10 protein-coding genes are annotated in these 18,816 nt (G+C 63.0%); 6 read left to right on the top strand and 4 right to left on the bottom strand.

The genetic code is table 11. The features are described 5' to 3' along the window. Nucleotides 1–75: 75 nt before the first annotated feature. The 3 genes from PQR53_RS08980 to PQR53_RS08990 are packed head-to-tail and all read left to right on the top strand — an operon-like array spanning nucleotide 76 to nucleotide 5,187. Nucleotides 76–2,253: a type I secretion system permease/ATPase gene (locus tag PQR53_RS08980; RefSeq protein WP_408452436.1), complete on the top strand. Its 2,178-nt coding sequence runs from the start codon at nucleotides 76–78 to the stop codon at nucleotides 2,251–2,253. Beyond that, entirely contained in the window at nucleotides 2,250–3,704 is a 1,455-nt protein-coding gene (locus PQR53_RS08985; RefSeq protein WP_408452438.1) for an HlyD family type I secretion periplasmic adaptor subunit, read from the top strand. Before PQR53_RS08980 ends, PQR53_RS08985 begins: the two co-directional genes overlap by 4 nt. After that, nucleotides 3,694–5,187, top strand: a complete 1,494-nt coding sequence (locus PQR53_RS08990) for a TolC family protein (protein ID WP_408452440.1) — start codon at nucleotides 3,694–3,696, stop codon at nucleotides 5,185–5,187. The genes PQR53_RS08985 and PQR53_RS08990 overlap by 11 nt, the downstream gene beginning before the upstream one ends. 36 nt (nucleotides 5,188–5,223) lie before the next feature. Here PQR53_RS08990 and PQR53_RS08995 read toward each other — a convergent pair whose 3' ends face one another. Together PQR53_RS08995 and PQR53_RS09000 are read right to left on the bottom strand one after the other, a co-directional pair. Continuing rightward, nucleotides 5,224–6,681 (bottom strand): HDOD domain-containing protein, encoded by a 1,458-nt coding sequence (locus PQR53_RS08995; protein ID WP_408452441.1) that lies wholly within the window; start codon nucleotides 6,679–6,681, stop codon nucleotides 5,224–5,226. Nucleotides 6,682–6,772: 91 nt separating this feature from the next. Then, nucleotides 6,773–8,587, bottom strand: a complete 1,815-nt coding sequence (locus tag PQR53_RS09000) for a putative bifunctional diguanylate cyclase/phosphodiesterase (protein WP_408452443.1) — start codon at nucleotides 8,585–8,587, stop codon at nucleotides 6,773–6,775. 297 nt (nucleotides 8,588–8,884) lie between these two features. Here PQR53_RS09000 and PQR53_RS09005 point away from each other — a divergent pair, with 297 nt between their 5' ends. From PQR53_RS09005 to PQR53_RS09015, 3 genes are all read left to right on the top strand, one after another. Next, nucleotides 8,885–10,222, top strand: a complete 1,338-nt coding sequence (locus PQR53_RS09005; RefSeq protein ID WP_408452445.1) for an EAL and HDOD domain-containing protein — start codon at nucleotides 8,885–8,887, stop codon at nucleotides 10,220–10,222. A 172-nt stretch (nucleotides 10,223–10,394) separates the two neighbouring features. Continuing rightward, the gene (locus tag PQR53_RS09010) at nucleotides 10,395–10,958 is read left to right on the top strand and encodes a peroxiredoxin (RefSeq protein ID WP_408452447.1); all 564 of its coding nucleotides are present in this window, start codon (nucleotides 10,395–10,397) and stop codon (nucleotides 10,956–10,958) included. Nucleotides 10,959–11,085: 127 nt separating this feature from the next. Beyond that, complete coding sequence (locus tag PQR53_RS09015; RefSeq protein WP_408452449.1) at nucleotides 11,086–11,550, top strand: hypothetical protein; 465 nt, start codon at nucleotides 11,086–11,088, stop codon at nucleotides 11,548–11,550. A gap of 804 nt (nucleotides 11,551–12,354) precedes the next feature. Here PQR53_RS09015 and PQR53_RS09020 read toward each other — a convergent pair. Beyond that, entirely contained in the window at nucleotides 12,355–15,669 is a 3,315-nt protein-coding gene (locus PQR53_RS09020) for an efflux RND transporter permease subunit (protein ID WP_408452451.1), read from the bottom strand. Between the two features lie 3 nt (nucleotides 15,670–15,672). Continuing rightward, the gene (locus PQR53_RS09025) at nucleotides 15,673–18,807 is read right to left on the bottom strand and encodes an MdtB/MuxB family multidrug efflux RND transporter permease subunit (RefSeq protein WP_408452453.1); all 3,135 of its coding nucleotides are present in this window, start codon (nucleotides 18,805–18,807) and stop codon (nucleotides 15,673–15,675) included. Between the last annotated feature and the right edge of the window lie 9 nt (nucleotides 18,808–18,816).

Below are 18,816 nucleotides of genomic sequence, written 5' to 3' on the forward strand. Positions count from 1 at the left end.
AAACCACCGCTCCCGGCTCGCGTGGCACACATGTCGCGCGACCCGCTCACCCGCAGCACGCAGAAGCAATACCGAATGCAACCCCACGCCGTCCCGAATACCCAGCACGCCGAGCACCCGCAGCCGTCCCGACACAAACCCGACGCCTCCCCAATCGACGCCGGCCTCTTCTGTCTCGTCATGTTGGCGCGCTATCACGGCATCGCTGCGGATCCGGATCAACTCGCGCATGAATTCAAGCCGGGGGCAGCGCCGCTCGACACAACACAGCTCCTGCTCGCCGCAAAATCGCTAGGCCTCAACGCGAAGCACACCACGGTCCGTTGGGACCGCCTGGACCGCGTCGCACTACCTGCCGTCGCGATCGACCAGGCCGGCGACTTCTTCGTCATCGGCCGCATAGAAAAGACCAAAGCGGTCATACAGCGCCCTGATGCCGCGCAGCCCGTCTCTATCGACATCGAAGTACTAAAAACCGATTGGCCTGGCGAGCTGATCCTGTTCGCCTCACGCGCGTCGATGCTTGGCGAGCTGACCAAATTCGACTTCACCTGGTTCATCCCGGCATTGATCAAGTACCGGCGTCTTCTAACCGAGGTGCTCGTTGTCTCGTTCTTTATCCAGATCCTCGCTCTGATCACACCGCTGTTCTTCCAGGTGGTGATGGACAAGGTCCTGGTGCATCACGGCCTAACCACGCTCGACGTGATCGCCGTCGGTCTCACCATCGTTGTCCTATTCGACGTCGGCCTAACCGCGCTACGCAGCTACGTATTCGCGCACACCACGAGCCGCATCGACGTCGAACTCGGCGCAAGTCTGTTCCGCCATCTGCTCAAATTGCCGCTTGCGTATTTCCAGGCGCGGCGCGTCGGCGATTCAGTCGCTCGCGTGCGCGAGTTGGAAAACATTCGAGCGTTTCTGACCGGCAACGCGATCACCCTCGTGATGGACTTGCTGTTCTCGTTCGTCTTCATCGCAGTGATGCTGTTCTACAGCGGTTGGCTCACGCTGATCGTGCTCGTGTCGCTGCCCTGTTACGTATTGCTCTCGGTCGCTTGCACGCCGGTATTGCGGCGGCGCCTGAACGAGAAGTTTGCGCGCAGCGCGGAGAATCAATCGTTTCTCGTGGAAACGATCAGCGGTATCGATACGGTCAAATCGATGGCGGTCGAGCCGCAGTGGACACGTCAATGGGATAACCAGCTGGCAGCCTACATTGGCGCGACATTTCGCGCGTCGACGGTCGGTATCTGGGCCGGCGGCGGCGTTAGCCTCGTCAACAAACTCGTTACCGTGGCGCTGATGTGGGTTGGGGCGCGGCTCGTGATCGACAGCAAGCTCACGGTCGGTGAGCTCATCGCGTTCAACATGCTGGCCGGCCAGGTTGCCGGGCCGATCATGCGGCTTGCCCAGTTATGGACCGATTTTCAGCAGACCGGCATTTCAGTCGCGCGCCTCGGCGACATTCTGAATAGCCGCACGGAAGCGGCCGGCGCGAAGAGCGCATTACCTGCCGTCAAGGGATGTATCGAACTGGAGGAGGTCGTGTTTCGCTATCGCGCGGACGGTCCGGCGATTCTCGGCGGCGTGAATCTGTCGATCGCGGCGGGGGCGGTGATCGGCATCGTCGGGCAATCCGGTTCGGGAAAGAGCACGTTGACCCGCCTGGTGCAGCGCCTTTATATACCGGAGCGCGGCCGCGTCACCATCGACGGGCAAGACCTCGCATTGATCGACACGACGTCATTGCGGCGGCAGATCGGCGTGGTGTCGCAGGAGAACGTGCTGTTCAGCCGGAGCATCCGCGACAACATCGCGCTGACCGATCCCGGTGCACCGCTTGAAGCGGTGATGCACGCCGCGAAGCTGGCGGGGGCGCATGAGTTTATTGTCGGCTTGCCGGAAGGTTACGACACGCCGGTCGGTGAACACGGCTCGACGCTATCGGGCGGTCAGCGCCAGCGTATCGCGATTGCTCGTGCGCTCATGCACGAGCCGCGCATCCTGATCTTCGACGAGGCGACCAGCGCACTCGACTATGAGTCCGAGCGCATCGTTCAGGACAACATGCGCGCGATTTGCAAGGGACGTACGGTGTTGATCATCGCGCATCGTTTGTCGGCCGTGCGGCGGGCAGACCGGATCATTGTGATGGAGCGGGGCGCCATCATCGAGCAAGGTCCGCACGACACGCTGGTCGCCGCCAAGGGCGCATACGCGAAGCTTTGGCATCTGCAGGCAGGCCTATGACGATCCGTGTATTGCTTTGGGTAGGCGCAGCCAAAGATCTGGCACGCCAGTATCTGAAGGTAGGGCACGCGGCATGGCGCGTGCGCGAGCGGAACGCGCCGCACTGGTCGGCTGGTGAATCCGAGTTCCTCCCCGCGGCACTCGCATTGCAGCGCCAGCCGGTTTCGCCGCTGCCGCGCGTCGCGATGGCGACGATCGTCTCGCTTTTACTGATCGCCTTGCTATGGGCCGCGTTCGGCAAAATCGATATCGTTGCGACTGCACAAGGAAAAATCGTCCCGGACGGTCGCGCAAAAATCATCCAGTCGATCGAAACGGCCAAGGTGACCGCGATCCATGTCAGCGACGGCAAGCTGGTCAAAGCAGGTGACGTGCTACTCGAACTGGACTCGACGGCATCCTCGGCGGATCGTCTGCGTTTGCGCGACGACTGGGTGGAAAGCTGGCTCGGCGCCGCGCGTGCGCGAGCTTTGCTCAAAGGCATCGACAGCGGCACGACGCAACGCGTCGAGATCGCGGCCGATGCGCCAGTGCCGGACGATTTGATGCCGTCGGCGGCGCGTATCGAACAGGAACAACGTTTCCTGGATGGCGAACTCGCCGAGTTTCGTTCGAAGGTGGCGCGCCTCGACGCGGAAATCGCCCGCAATGCAGCCGAGTTGCAGACTGTCGGCGCAATGATCCACAGGTTGCAAGGCACACTGCAGATCGCACGCAGCAGGGAGGCCGATCTCGACGAGCTGGCGGCGAAGAACTACGTGTCGCGTCACGAATATCTGGAAAAGCAGCAGGTCCGGATCGAGCAGGAAGGGGAGTTGGCCGCGCAGAAAAGCCGTATCGGCGAGATCGGCGCTGCCGTGGTGAGCGCGCGGCGACAACGTGAGGAACTGATCGCTTCAACACGCCGCGCGACGCTCGAAAACCTCGGCAATGCCGCGCAAAAGGCGGCTGAGCTTCGCCAGGAGTACATCAAGGCGGACGCGCACGACCGCTTCATGACGCTCAAAGCGCCGGTAGACGGTGCCGTGCAGCAACTCGCGGTGCATACCGTCGGTGGCGTTGTGACGGCCGCTCAGCCTTTGATGGTGATCGTCCCGGCAGAACATCCCGCCGAGATCGAAGCGTTCCTGGAGAACAAGGACATCGGATTTGTCGCCGTGGGCCAGCCTGCTGCGGCAAAGATCGAAACCTTTTTGTATACCCGCTACGGTACCTTGCCGGCTGAGGTGGTCAGCGTGTCGCACGACGCGATCGAAGATGAAAAACGCGGCCTGGTCTACTCGGTGCGGCTCAAATTGCAGCAATCGAGCATGATGATCGATGCTCAGCCTGTGGCGCTCAGTCCGGGTATGGCGGCAAGCGTCGAGATCAAAACCGGCAAGCGCCGATTGATCGAATATTTTTTGAGTCCCTTGCTGACGCGGGTCGATGAGAGTTTGCATGAACGTTGATTTTCATGATCTTGCGCACAGGAAGAAGCGTGTCGTGCGCGGCATCCTTGCGGCTGTCATTGCGTTCTTGCCGGCCGGTTCGTACGCGCAATCGCTAACCGACGGATTCGATCCTATTGACACGCAGCATGAAATTACTGCGCCGCCGGTCGTCGCGCGCGTGCCTGAATTGGCGGGTAGGGCGCGTTGCGAATTCGATTTGCCGAATGCGGCATTGCGGCTGGAAGAGGTGGCGGCGCGCGCGTTGTGCCGCAATCCGCTGACGCGCCGTGCGTGGGGCAACGCGCTGACGCAGGCCGCCCGTCTGGGTGAAGCGAAGGCTGCGCAATGGCCGACGCTTTCCGGTGTTGTGAATGGATCGCTCAATCGCGCGAACACGGCGTCGACAAATCAATGGGCGTCGCAGGAGTCGTACAACGGCGCCGCGCGCGCGGCCGAGTTGGCGTTCGAATGGGTGGTGTTCGATTTCGGCGCACGGTCGGCAGAGGTCAGGAAAGCGCGGGAACTGCTGATCGCGGCTGATCAGTCGCTCAACGGCGCGGTGCTCGATGTGCTCTATACGAGCGCTCATGATTATTTCGCGGCCATGACCGCGCGGGCACAAGCCGAAGCGGCCCATGAAGCGGAGGTCAACGCCGCGCAAAGCCTCGCGGCCGCGCATGCCCGAATGCAGTCCGGCGTGGCATCCATCGCGGACGAGTTGCAGGCGCGTACCGCACATAGCCAGGCCATGTTGAACGTCGTCAAGGCGACTAGCGCGTTGCACGAAGCGACCGGTACGCTAGCGATCGACATGGGCCTCAGTCCGGACGTGCCGATCGTGCTTTCGGTGGTGCCGGCGCAGATGCAGCGAACGGCGCCGCAACTGGAGGCGATCAAGCTGCTGCTGGATCAGGCGCTGGATAATCATCCCCGTTTGCTGGCCGCACGGGCCGAGCTGCACGCCACTGAGGCATCCATCGAAAGCATGCGCGCGCAGGCCTGGCCGACGGTTCGTCTGCAGGCCGGGCTGTCGGATAGCAACCGGCCAACGGCGTCCTTTGGTGCGGCGGGCGGCGCATCCTCGACATCGCGCAACAGTTACGTGGGCGTTCGGGTCACCATCCCCTTCTTCGAAGGGTTCGGCTCGACCTACCGGATTCGCGAGGCGAGGGCACAAGCGGAGCTTCAGCAAGCGAACGTCGCCGAGGCCGAACAGCAGGTCGCATTGAATGTCTGGAAAAGCTATGAGGCGGTCCGCGCCGGCGCGCAAACCGTGCAGCAGGCCGAAGCCTTGCAGGGGAACGCCGCTCTGGCGTTCGATGCAGCGCAGGCGCGCTATAGAATCGGGGTGGCGAACATCATGGAACTGCTGCACGCGCAAGACGCGCTTGTCGTCGCCAACCATCAGCGTATCGCAACGCTGGCCGAGTGGTACGTTGCGCGCCTGAGCCTCGCGGCCAGCCTCGGCAAACTCAACTTAGGGCAAATACAAAACGGGTGACTGTGAAGCACCGTGATCAACGATCACGCCATGTCTTCACATCGTCTCCATTTCCTGCATCTGCCCCAGACCAAAAAAACGCCCTAACTCCTTCGCCAATTCATTCAACGCACTCATTTCCTTCTGCGTTATCCGGCGCGCCTCCTGCGTATGAGACCAGTCGCCATATAACAGCGCCACCGTCTTACCGGTTTCGTCGACGACCGGCAGCAGCACGAAAGCGCGGGCGTCGTCGAACGAGCGGCGGAACCATTCGGGTAATCGCGCGACCATTTTCGGGTCGCGTGCGTTCTCGATGAAAATGCCGACCGAGTTCGCGACCGCGAGATGAAACACGTCGGGCTCGAAGGCGGTGTTGAAGGTCAGCTTCGGCAGCGCCGCGTTGATCTTCGGCCCGAGCCCGAGGCGCGCCCTGAAGGTGCCGTTGCTGTGCTTGACGAACACCACCGTGCGCGCGAAGCCGAGCGCCGCCAACACGGTTTCCGCAGCCAGCGCCAACGCCGGTGCGAGCGCGCTGCCGTCGGGCAGGCCGCGCAGATCGCCGACGCCCGCGGCGATGCGCGCTTCCGGATTGAGCGCCTCGCGCGCGATCGCGTCCGCATTGGCGCGCAACTCGACGATTTCGGCCATCACGCCGTCGCCGCCTTCTTCACGGGCGAGCGCGATGCTCATCTGCTGCAGGACGTCCGGATCGGTATTCAGCGCGTGACTATATGCCTGTGCCAGTCCGGCGATGCGTTCTTCGCGCTCCCAGTCCGGCATGTTCTGCTGGGTCAGCACGTCGGCCACTGCCGTCGAATAATTGGTGATGGCGCGCAGCCATTGCACCTGGCGCGGCTGCTCGACGTCCAGCGGATCGAACTCGCCCATCCCGGAACGGATCATGTCGGGCAGGCGCCAGCGCACCGCGGCTTCGGCGCCGATCTCGTCGAACGTGACGCCGAGCACCAGCACGCAGGCGTCGGCCTCGATGGTGCCGTCGTCGATATGCCGGCGGATCTGATCCCACTCTGCGTCGAGATAGAACACCACCAGCAGCTTGCCGATCTGCCGCATCAGCGTGCAGACCACGGCTTCTTCGCCGGCACGCAGATCGCCGCGCTCGGTCAGCTTGCGCGCGACACAGCCCGACAGCAGCGTGCGATTCAATTCGAGTTTCGCGTCGATGCGGCGCGGCGCGCTGTGATGAAAGTGATCGACGATCTTCAGGCCGACCACCAGATGCCCGACCGCGTCCATGCCGAGCACCATCAGCGCGCGCGACACCGTGGTGATATTGCCGCCGAACGCCATGTACATGGCCGAGTTGGCAAGCCGCAAAACTTTTTGCGTCAAGGCGAAGTCCGACAGCACGACCTGCACGAGGCCGGTGAAGTCGAGGTCGTCGTTGTTCATTGCCGCCATGGTGGTGCGCAGCGATTGCGACAGCATGGGGAAATCGCCACGCTCGCTCATACGCGTCCAAAGCCGGTCGAGCACCGCCGCCTTTACCATGTGAGTCCCGCAAAAACCATACATGTTCCAATGAATGCCACACCGGCATCGAGCCGGTATCTTCCGCTGCGCGCGAGGTTCGCCTGCATCGCTATGCGACGTGCAGGTGAAGCGTGCGTGCTTCGAACCGCTGCGCGAGTTCGTCGGAGGGCAGCGCCTTGCAGACGAGCCACCCCTGAATATGGTCGCATCCCATCTCGGTGAGCAAGGTGCGTTGTGCTTCTGTTTCGACGCCCTCGGCAACCAGTTCGAGATCGAGTGTCTGCGCGAGCCCGACGACCGCGCTAACGATTGCCTGATCGTTCCGGGAGGTTAGCAGATTCTCGACAAAACTCCTGTCGATCTTGAGCTTGGCCAGCGGGAAACGTTGCAGGTAAGCCAGGCTCGAATAGCCGGTGCCGAAATCGTCGACGGCAAAGCGGATGCCCATCGCCGTCAGTTCTTCGAGCAAACCCTTGGCGTGTGCCGGGTCGTGCATCAGCAGGCTCTCGGTGATCTCGAACACGAGGCGGCGCGGATCGATGCCGGTCAACTCGATCGCTTCGCGCACGCTGTCCTTGAAACGCGGATCGCGGAACTGCTGCGGCGAGACGTTGACGGCGACGTATTGCAATGAGATGCCCCGCGCGTCCCACTGGATCAGCTGCATGCAGGCAACCTTCAACACCCAGTTGCCGAGGAAGTTGATCAGGCCGATCGATTCCGCGAGCGGAATGAACATCGAAGGGGGAACGAGGCCGTGCACGGGATGCGACCAGCGGATCAACGCTTCGACACCGACCACGCCGTGCGTGCGGCTGCTCGTGATCGGCTGGAAGTGCAGCGAGAACTCGCCGTTGCGCACACCGTCGTAGAGGTCCGCTTCGAGCTTCAGGCGCTCGGCGTCGGCGGGGTTGTCGTCCGGTACGTAGAAGGCGAGCGTGTTGCCGCCGGCCGCCTTGGCCTGCAGCAACGCATGATCGGCCCAGCGCAGCAGGTGGGTGTCGTGGGCGGCGGTATCGTTGGCGTGGCGCACATCGGGATACAGCGCAATGCCGATGCTCGCCGACAGATGCACCTGCTGCCCGCTGAATACATACGGTTGCTGGATCGCGGTCAACAGGCGGCGCGCCAGCGCTTCGGCCGCGGCGGCCGCGTCGGTGCGGCTCGCGGCGGGCTTGATCAGGATCGCGAACTCGTCGCTGGCGATCCGCGCCACCGTCTCGCTCGGGCTCGTCATGTTCAATAGACGCCGCGCGGTGTCGCGCAACATCTCGTCGCCGGCATCGTAGCCGAGCGCGCGGTTCACGCGCTGATAGTCGTCGAGGTCGAGCAGCAGCAGCGCAGCCGGGGTGCCGTGGGCATCGGCCTGCTGTTGCGCCTTGAGCAGCGCGGGGATCAGCGCCGGCTGGTTGGCCAGATTCGTGAGGCGGTCCAGATGCAGCGCCTGGATCAGGCGTTCCTCGGTGGCGTGCCAGGCCGATACGTCGAAGCCGGCCACCGCATAGCTGTCGACGCCGTCGTGGCTGCTGCGCACCACGCGCAACTCGACGGTGATCGGGTAGGTCAGCGACTTGATGAGGCCGAGCGTCGCCTTTTCGACGTTGCCCGTGGCGGCGGCGCGCGCCAGCAGCGCGTCGAGGCGCGGCACGTCGGCGGGTGCCACGAGATCGTGCAGCGTGATGGTCTCGAGATACTCACGGTGATAGCCGATGAAGCGCAGGCTGGCGTCGGATACATAGAGGAAGCGCAGCGTCTGATCGACGTGCGCCAGCAGATCGACGGCGCCGACCACCTGTTCCAGTTGCGCAGCGCGGCTTGCGCCTGGCTGCGGTTTGCTGGGGGCACGCCGGCCGAACGCACGAAACCGGTCGATGACCGTGCGCAAGGAGCCCCGGCGGGGCGCGATGATCCTGTTCGCTTCCATGTTTGTCGCTGGCAACCTGTGTTCGTCTGCAGGCGGGGCGGCTCGCTGCCCGCCGTGTCCGGGCGGGTAAGAGGTATCAGGCCGCCCCATCAGAACAAGATAACGACCCGCGGCGCGAAATCTTTAGCGCCTGCGGTAAAAAACAAATGGTAAAGAAGGGGCGGCGTGGTCCAGCGCGTGGTGCGACCGATTCAGTTAAAGTGCGACGGCCTGGCATCCGTTAATACGTCAAACCCGTTGTGCAGTGTCGGCCAGGACGTCGCTGCGTAGCTTTCCGAACACTTGCACCGATGATCCATGTCTGAACGCCACTTTGTCAGGGCCACCCCCCGGCACGTCGAGGTGCCCGAGCAATGTGCCGAAGACGCCGTCCCGGCGTCCGGGGCGCAGTTCGTCTATCTGGGCCGCCAGCCGATTCTCGATCGCGACGGCGCGCTCAATGCTTACGAATTGCTGTTTCGCGCCGGCGCGCACAACTATGCCGAGGTCACCAACGACGCTCAGGCGACCGCCCAGGTCGTGGCGCGCGCGATCGGCGGAATCGGCGTGGCGGCCGTGCTGGGCCCGCACCGTGGCTTCGTCAATATCGACCGCGCGCTGCTCTTTAACGACATCGTCCATCTGATGCCACCTGAGCGCTTCGTGCTGGAGATTCTCGAAACCGTCAGGTTCGATGCGCATCTGGGCCGCCGGCTGACCGAGTTGCGCCGCGCCGGCTTCCAGGTCGCGCTCGACGACGTGTGCGAACTGTCGGACGAGCTGTTTGCCGCGCTGCCGCATGCCGACATCGTCAAGATCGACTTCCTGCAGGCGGACCGGTCCACGCTTGCCGAGCTGGCGTCGACGGTGCGCAGCCATGGCAAGACGCTGATCGCGGAAAAGGTCGAGACGCGCGAAGACTTTGCGCTGGCACGCGAGCTCGGCTTCGATCTGTTCCAGGGATACTTCTTCGCACGGCCGCAGGTGCTGGCCGCGCCGCGTAACCGTTCGCCGCGCCCCGGCCTGCTGCGTTTGCTGGCGCTGTTGTCGCGCGATGCCGGGATCGTCGAGCTTGAGGCGGAGCTCAAGCTGAACCCGAGCGTGGTGGTGCAACTGCTGCGCCTCGTCAATTCGAGCGCGTTCGGGCTGGGGCGCAATATCGCTTCGCTGCGCGAAGCCATCATCGCCACCGGCACGCGGCAGATCGCGCGCTGGGCGCAGCTGCTGTTGTACGCCGACCGCACCGATCTGCCGTGGCGCGCCGACCCGCTGGTGCAACTGGCCGGCACGCGCTCGCGTTTCATGGAACTGGCCGCGAGCTGGCTGCGCCCGGCCGATAGCGAATTCGCCGATGCCGCCTTCATGACCGGGATTTTTTCTCTGGTCCACGTGGTGATCGGCAGCACGCCCGCGACTGCCCTCGAGAAACTCGGCCTTGCGCCGCAGATTCGCGAAGCGATTGTCACGCGCAGCGGCCGGCTTGGCGCCTTGTTGCGGATTGCCGAAGCAGCCGGCGAGGGCGCCGATGCCGCGCTGATCGCCGCGGGGTCCGATGTCCCGGCCGGTTTCGCCGCGCTCACGCCCGAGGTGCTGGCCGAACTGAACCTGTCGGCTGCGGCGTGGTTTGGCGCCCATATCCAGGAAGCGATCGTCTGAGGGGGCGGGGCTGCGATGGCGGCTGGGCTTCCCTCGCATCCTTTCTTCAGGTTCTGACGTATCTTGTCTGTACGTGGTCCAATAGCAGGTGGAGATGCCGGGGCTCGACTGGACACCGCGACTTTCGGCTAATTGTGCCAACCACGTGCACGGATGTTTCGAGGGACTGCAAATGAAGAGAAGACTTGTACCGGTGGCTCTGGCTGCCGTTTTGTCGGTGGGATTCGCGCTGCATTCGCTGACGGCCTCGGCCACGCTCAAGCCGGGCGATGCCGCGCCGCCGTTCACCACGCAGGCTTCGCTGGGCGGCAAGACCTACACGTATTCGCTTGCCGACGAGCTGAAGAAGGGGCCGGTGGTGCTGTATTTCTACCCGGCGGCGTTCACGAAAGGTTGCACGATCGAAGCTCACGAGTTTGCCGAAGCCGTCGACGAGTACAAGAAATATGGCGCGACCGTGATTGGCGTATCGCACGACAACATCGACACCTTGACAAAGTTTTCGGTGAGCGAATGCCGCAGTAAATTCCCGGTGGCGGCGGATGCCGACTCGAAGGTGATTGGTGCATATGACGCCGGCATGCCGATGCATAGCTCGATGGCCAATCGCGTGTCGTACGTGATCGCGCCGGACGGCAAGATCATTTACGAGTACACGAGCCTTTCGCCGGAGAAGCATGTTGAGAACACGCTGAAGGCGGTGAAGGACTGGGCGGCGACGCATAAGTCGCCGTAGGGAGCTGGCATGCCTGTCGCGCTCGTGGCGCTGATTACGCGCGGCTGCGCATTTTTCGCAATGGTTTTTTGCCATGGGATTGGGGGCTGCGCCGTGCTAGGCTGATTTTTTGTCTAACGAGCTTGCGATGCCGATTCTTGTTGCGTTGATTGCGCTGATCGCGTTGGTGTATGGCGCCGTGCGGGCGTTTTATGCCTTGCAGGCGGCATTTGGGTTGGCCGTTGCGGTTGGGGTGGCTGTTCTGGTTGTTTTGCTTTTGATTGCCGCGGTCGTTTATTGGTGGCGGCGTCGGAAGGAAGTCGCGCCCAATGTTCGCGATGGCGATTGGACTCATGAGTTGAAGGGGACCTGGGGGTTGGTCCGGCTTGCGGCAGGCAAGCGGTTATGCGAGGTGCGCCTGGGCGGCGAGCAGGGGGATTATATTTTTGCTGATCTGCTGGGGGCTGAGGTGCAGGGCCATGATGCTCAATGGCAGGTCGCTTTGAAGGTTAAGGACGCTAAGCGTCAGGTTTGGGTTTTGCCCATGGCGGGCGAGCGGCAGGCTAAGCAGTGGGTGCGGATTTTTTTGCTTGCCGTGCGGCAGGGGCTTTAGATTGGGTTTTTGCCTGCTCGGCGCTTGTTCGTCTGTTCGTCTGTATGCTTATGGCGTTGGCCTTTCCTTGATTTCTTATTGGTCTATTAGCGTCGCCCCTGTGCGGGGCAGGCACCTACTTTTCTTTGCCTGCCGCAAAGAAAAGTAGGCAAAAGAAAGCGGCTCAAACCGCTAATTCTTAAGCGGATCCCCCGCACAGTTGCGGTAGTGGTGCATCTGGAATCTGGGTTCTCGCACATTCGGCTCTCGTGACAAGGGCGTCATACTTCCCGCCTCGCACTACGTGCTCGCCGGAAGGGTCGATCATCGAGGCTGTGGCTTCGTTTGCGTGGTGGGATAGCGAACCCTTGCGCCAGCGTGTCAAATTGCGTGAGCGCGTAACGTAGCAACGGGGTTTCGAAGTACCCTTCGGCGCGCATGGCGCCGCCGGAAGTATGACTGCTGTGTCACTGACGCGAAGTGTGCGAGAGTTCCGATTCCAGATGCACCACTGCCCCCTCCAAGCCAGGGGACCCGCTTAAGAATTAGCGGTTTGAGCCGCTTTCTTTTGCCTACTTTTCTTTGCGGCAGGCAAAGAAAAGTAGGTGCCCGCCCCGCACAGGGGCGACGCTAATACACCAATAACAAATCAAGGAAAGGCCAACGCCATAGGCACACAGACAATAAGCGCCGCGCAGGCAACCAGCTCAAGGAAAGGCCAACGCCATAGGCACACAGACAATAAGCGCCGCGCAGGCAACCAGCTCAAGGAAAGGCCAACGCCGTAGGCATACAAACAATAAGCGCCGCACGGCAAAAAGACCATCATTGTGCCGCCATCCCGGCTCTCCGACCCTTCCTCCTCTCCCACCGCACCCGAATCCGATCCATATAGAGATACACCACCGGCGTGGTATAGAGCGTAAGCATCTGACTCACAATCAACCCACCCACAATGGAAATCCCCAGCGGAGCCCGCAACTCAGCCCCTTCCCCACGCCCAAAAGCCAACGGCAAGGCCCCAAGCAGCGCGGCACACGTAGTCATCATGATCGGCCGGAACCGCAGCATGCAAGCCTGAAAAATCGCATCTCGCGACGACAACCCCTGCCGGGAGGCCTCAATCGCAAAGTCCACCATCATGATCGCGTTCTTCTTCACGATGCCGATCAGCAAGATCACCCCAATCAGCGCGATGATGCTGAACTCAATCTTGAACAGTAGCAATGCCAGCAATGCCCCCACGCCCGCGGAAGGCAGCGTGGACAAAATCGTCAGCGGATGAATATAGCTCTCATACAACATCCCCAGCACGATATACACCGCCGCCAACGCGGCCAGAATCAGAATCGGCTGGTCGGACATCGACTGCTGGAACGCCTGGGCCGTCCCCTGGAAGCTGCCGTGGATCGTGCCCGGCATGCCAAGCTGCGCCATCGTGTCGTAAATCGCCTGCGTGGCCGTCGATAAAGACACCCCCGGCGGCAGATTGAACGAAATCGTCGATGCCACGAACTGGCTCTGGTGATTCACCGACAGCGGCGTATTCCCCGGCCCAAAGCTCGCGATCGCCGACAACGGCACCATCGTTTCCTTCGAGGTCGACACCGCCGCGCCCGACGAAGCACTCGACTTGCCGCTCGCCGCAATCGAATTGATCGCCTGGTTGCGCGCGGAGTCGGCCGCGATGCTCGCCACGCTCGACGCCGTCGTGCCCGCCGTGCCGCCCGTCGTCGCACTCGTGCTGGCCGTGGCGGGAGTCTGCGCAGTCACCGTGCCGGCTGGCGCGTTGGTGGTCTGCGCGCCGCTCGCGCTGCCGCCGGAGGTGCTGACGTAAATCTGGTTCAGCATGTCCGGACTCTGCCAGTACTTCGGCGCGACTTCCATCACGACGTGGTACTGGTTCAGCGGGTTGTAGATCGTCGAAACCTGGCGCTGGCCGAACGCGTCGTACAAGGTGTTGTCGATCTGCGCCGGCTTGATGCCGAGACGCGCCGCGGTCGCGCGGTCGATCGTCACCATCGCTTCCAGGCCACCCTGCTGCTGGTCGGAATTCACGTCGGCGAGTTCGGGGCGCGCTTGCAGCGCCTCGGTGAGTTTCGGTCCCCACAGATACAGATCAGGCGTGGAATCGGCCAGCAGCGTGAACTGATACTGCGCGTTCGATTGCCGGCCGCCCACGCGAATGTCCTGCACCGCCTGCAGGAAGGTCCGCGCGCCGGCTACGTCGCCGAGCGGGGCACGCAGCTGCTGGATTACCTGGTCGGCGGAAAGCTTGCGCTCGCTCTTCGGTTTCAGTGAAACGAACATGAACCCCGAGTTGGTCTGGCGGCCGCCAGTGAAACCGGCCACACTGTCCACCGCGGGATTCTCGCCGACGATCTTCATCATCTCGGCGAACTTGCCTTTCATCGCCTGGAACGACGTGCTCTGGTCGGCCTGGATGCCGCCGACCAGCCGGCCCGTGTCCTGTTGGGGAAAGAAGCCTTTCGGCACGATGATGTACAGCCAGATGTTCAGTCCGATCGTCAGCAGCAGAATCGTCACGATCAGGCGCGGATGCAGCAGCGCCCAGCCGAGGGTGCGCTCATAACCGCGCTGCATCGACGTGAAGCCGCGTTCGAGCCAGAGGCCGAAACGTCCTTCTGCCTTTTTCTCGTGCGGCTCGCGCAGGAAACGCGAACACATCATCGGCGTCAAGGTCAGCGAGACGATCAGCGACACGCCGATCGCCAGCGACAGTGTCAGCGCGAACTCGCGGAACAACCGCCCGACAATACCGCCCATCAGCAAAATGGGCAGGAACACGGCCACCAGCGAAATACTGATGGACAGCACCGTGAAGCCGACTTCGCGCGCGCCGAGGATCGCGGCCCGCATGCGCGGCACGCCGTTTTCGATATGCCGTGAGATGTTCTCCAGCACCACGATCGCATCGTCGACCACGAAGCCGGTCGCGATTGTCAACGCCATCAGCGACAGGTTGTCGATCGAGAAGCCGAGCATATACATCGCGGCGAACGTGCCGATGATCGAGATCGGCACGGCGACGCTCGGAATCAAAGTCGCGCGCCAGTTGCGCAGGAACAGGAACACCACCATCGTGACCAGCGCGACCGCAATGAGCAAGGTGCGCTCGGTGTCTTTCAGCGACGCGCGGATCGTCGTGGAGCGGTCGGCGGCCGGCGCGATGTCGACGTCGGCCGGCAGCGACGCGTGCAACTGGGGCAGCATCCCCATCACGCGGTCGATCGTGTCGATGATGTTCGCGCCGGGCTGGCGGTACAGAATCACCAGCACCGACCGTTTGCCGTTGAAGAGGCCGAGGTTGCGCAGATCCTCGACCGAATCGACCACTTCGGCCACGTCGGACAGCTTCACCGCCGAGCCATTCCGGTACGCGATGACCAGATCTTTATACTGCGCGGCCTTGCTCGCCTGGTCGTTGGTATAGATCTGCACGCGGTTCGGGCCGAACTCGATCGAGCCTTTCGGGCTGTTCGCATTGGCGGCGGCGAGCGCCGCGCGCACGTCTTCGAGGCCGATACCGTAGTGTGACAGCGCGTTCGGTTCCAGTTCGACACGCACCGCCGGATTGGCCGAGCCGCTCACGTCCACTTCGCCCACACCATCCACTTGCGAGAGCGACTGTTGCAACACGGTCGCCGCCGAGTCGTACAACTGGCCGGCGGTCAGCGTCTTCGACGTGAGCGCGAGAATCAGGATCGGCGCGTCGGCCGGATTCACCTTGTGGTACGTGGGATTGCTGCGCAGGCTCGCCGGCAGATCGGCGCGCGCGGCATTGATGGCCGCCTGCACGTCGCGCGCGGCACCGTCGATGTCGCGGTTCAGGCCGAACTGCATGGTGATGCGCGTCGAGCCGACCGAGCTCTGCGAGGTCATTTCGGTGACGTCGGCGATCGAGCCGAGATGCCGCTCGAGTGGACTGGCCACGCTCGTCGCCACCGTGTCGGGGCTCGCGCCCGGCAACGTGGCCTGGACGGAAATGGTCGGGAAGTCGACCTGCGGCAGCGGCGCGACCGGCAGTTTGGTGAACGCGAAAATACCGGCCAGCGCAATGCCGATCGCCAACAGCGTGGTGGCGACCGGACGCGAGATAAACGGACGCGACAGGTTCATCGCCTAGTTCCCTGCATCAGTGGCGGGCGGGGGCGCGCCTTTCGACGCATCGCCGCGATGGAACCGCTCGCGCGCGCGGCGGGCCAGCGCATCGAAGCCGAGGTAAATCACCGGCGTGGTGAACAGCGTGAGCAGCTGGCTGACGATCAGACCGCCGGCAATCGCGATACCGAGCGGGCGGCGCAGTTCCGAACCGGCGCCGGTGCCGAGCATCAGCGGCAGGGCGCCGAGCAGCGCGGCGAGCGTGGTCATCAGAATCGGCCGGAAGCGCAGCAGACATGCCTGATAGATCGCCTCGCGCGGCGGCTTGCCTTCCTCGCGCTCGGCGTAGAGCGCGAAGTCGATCATCATGATGGCGTTCTTCTTCACGATACCGATCAGCAGCACGATACCGATAATGCCGATGATGTCCAGATCGTGCCCGGTGATCAGCAGCGCCAGCAAGGCGCCGACGCCGGCCGACGGCAGCGTCGACAGAATCGTGATCGGGTGAATGAAGCTTTCGTACAGCACGCCGAGCACGATATACATCGTGACGATCGCCGCCAGAATCAGGAACAGTTCGTTCGACAACGACGCCTGGAACGCCAGCGCCGCGCCCTGGAAGCGCGTCTGGAACGACGGCGGCAGCCCGATATCCTTCTCCGCCTGATCGATCGCTTTCACCGCCGCGCCAAGCGACGAGCCGGGCGCGAGGTTGAACGAGACGGTGGTGGCCGGGAACTGGCTCAAATGCGTGACCAGCAGTGGCGCAGGTTTCTCGATAAAGCGCGCGATCGACGACAGCGGCACCTGCCCGCCTGACGACGTGGAGGAGGGCAGATAGATCGATTTCAGCGACTCGGTGTAATGCTGCATCTGCGGCTGCGCTTCGAGAATCACGCGGTACTGGTTCGACTGCGTGAAGATGGTCGAAATGATGCGCTGGCCGAACGCGTCGTAGAGCGCGCTGTCGACGGTGGCCGGTGTGATGCCGTAGCGCGATGCCGTGGCGCGGTCGATCTCGATGTAGACCGACTGGCCGTTATCCTGCAGGTCGGTCGCCACGTCGGCCAGTTCAGGCGACTGCTTCAGCCGGTCGACCAGCTTCGGCACCCAGGTCGTGAATTCGCCGATGTTCGGGTCGGTCAGCATGAACTGGTACTGCGTCGGGCTGACGGTGGAATCGATGGTCAGATCCTGCACCGGCTGCATGTACAGCGACGCGCCCGGAATGTGCGCCACGTCCTGCTGCAACTGGCGGATCACCTCGCTCGCGGTGTTGCTGCGGTCGTCGCGCGGCTTCAGGTTGATCAGCATGCGGCCACTGTTCAACGTAATGTTGCTGCCGTCCACGCCGATGAACGAGGTCAGGCTTTCCACGTCCGGATTCTTCAGGATCTGCTCGGCGAGTGCCTGCTGACGCTCGGCCATCGACGCATACGACACCGACTGCGGTGCCTGTGTGATCGCCTGGATCACGCCGGTGTCCTGCACCGGGAAGAAGCCCTTCGGAATGTACACGTACAGCACGCCGGTCAGCACCAGCGTGAGCAGCGCGACGAACAGCGTGGAGCGTTGCCGGTTCAGCACCCAGGTGAGCGCGACCGCATAGCGTGCGATGACCCAGTCGATCGCATGGTGGGCCTTCGCCTCGAAACGGTGGCTCTCGTGCGGCGGCGTATGGCGCAGGAGCTTCGCGCACATCATCGGCACGAGCGTGAGCGAGACGATGGCCGAGATCACGATCGTCACGGCCAGCGTGATCGCGAATTCATGGAACAGGCGCCCAACCACGTCGCCCATGAAGAGCAGCGGAATCAGCACGGCGATCAGCGAAACCGTCAGCGAAATGATCGTGAAGCCGATCTGTTTCGAGCCTTTCAGCGCGGCCTCCAATGGCGATTCGCCGTCTTCGACATAGCGCGCGATGTTCTCGATCATCACGATTGCATCGTCCACCACGAAGCCGGTGGCGATGGTCAGCGCCATCAGCGACAGGTTATCCAGCGAGAACCCGCACAGGTACATCACGGCAAGCGTGCCGATCAGCGAGAGCGGCACCGACAGGCTCGGGATGATGGTGGCATAGACGTTGGCGAGGAACAGGTACATCACCAGCACCACCAGCACGACCGACATCAGCAGTTCGAACTGCACGTCGCGCACGGAAGCGCGGATCGTCGTGGTGCGGTCGGTGACGATCCGCACGTCGAGCGCGGCGGGCAGCGACTGCTGCAGTTGCGGCAGCAGTGCCTTGATGCTGTCGACCACCTGGATCACGTTCGCGCCCGGCTGGCGCTGCACGTTCAGGATGATGGCCGGCGTGTTGTCGACCCACGCGCCGAGCTTGGTGTTCTCCGCGCCTTGCACGATGGTGGCGACGTCGGTCAGCATGACCGGGCGGCCGTTCTTGTACGCGATCACGGCGCTCTTGTAAGCCTCGGCGTCGGTCAGCTGATCGTTCGCGTTGATCGTGTAGTTGCGCGTCGGGCCGTCGAAGTTACCCTTCGGCGTGTTGACGTTCAGGTTCGAAATCGTGGTGCGCAGATCGTCCAGATTCAGCCCATACGCGGCGAGCGCGCGCGGATTCGCCTGAATCCGCACGGCCGGACGTTGACCGCCTGACAGGCTCACGAGACCCACACCCGCCACCTGCGAGATCTTCTGCGCGAGACGCGTGTCGGCCAGATCCTGCACCTGCGTGAGCGGCAGCGTTTTCGAGGTGATCGCGAGCGTGATGATCGGTGCGTCGGCGGGGTTGACCTTGGCGTAGATCGGCGGCGCGGGCAGGTCGGACGGCAGCAGGTTGCCCGCGGCGTTGATGGCGGCCTGGACTTCCTGCTCGGCGATATCGAGCGGCAGATCAAGGCTGAACTGCAGCGTGATGATCGACGAGCCGGCCGAGCTTTGCGACGACATCTGGTTCAACGACGGCATCTGCCCGAACTGGCGTTCGAGCGGCGCGGTGACCGAGGACGTCATCACATCCGGGCTCGCGCCCGGGTAGAAGGTCTGCACCTGGATGGTCGGATAGTCGACCTCGGGCAGCGCGGAGAGCGGCAAAAAGCGCAGCGCGACGAGACCGACCAGCATGATCGCCGCCATCAGCAGCGCAGTGCCGACGGGACGCAGAATAAAGGCGCGGGATGGATTCATGCGATAGTG

Source organism: Paraburkholderia fungorum, from assembly GCF_046027605.1.
In the GTDB taxonomy this organism is placed as follows: Bacteria; Pseudomonadota; Gammaproteobacteria; order Burkholderiales; family Burkholderiaceae; genus Paraburkholderia; species Paraburkholderia fungorum_F.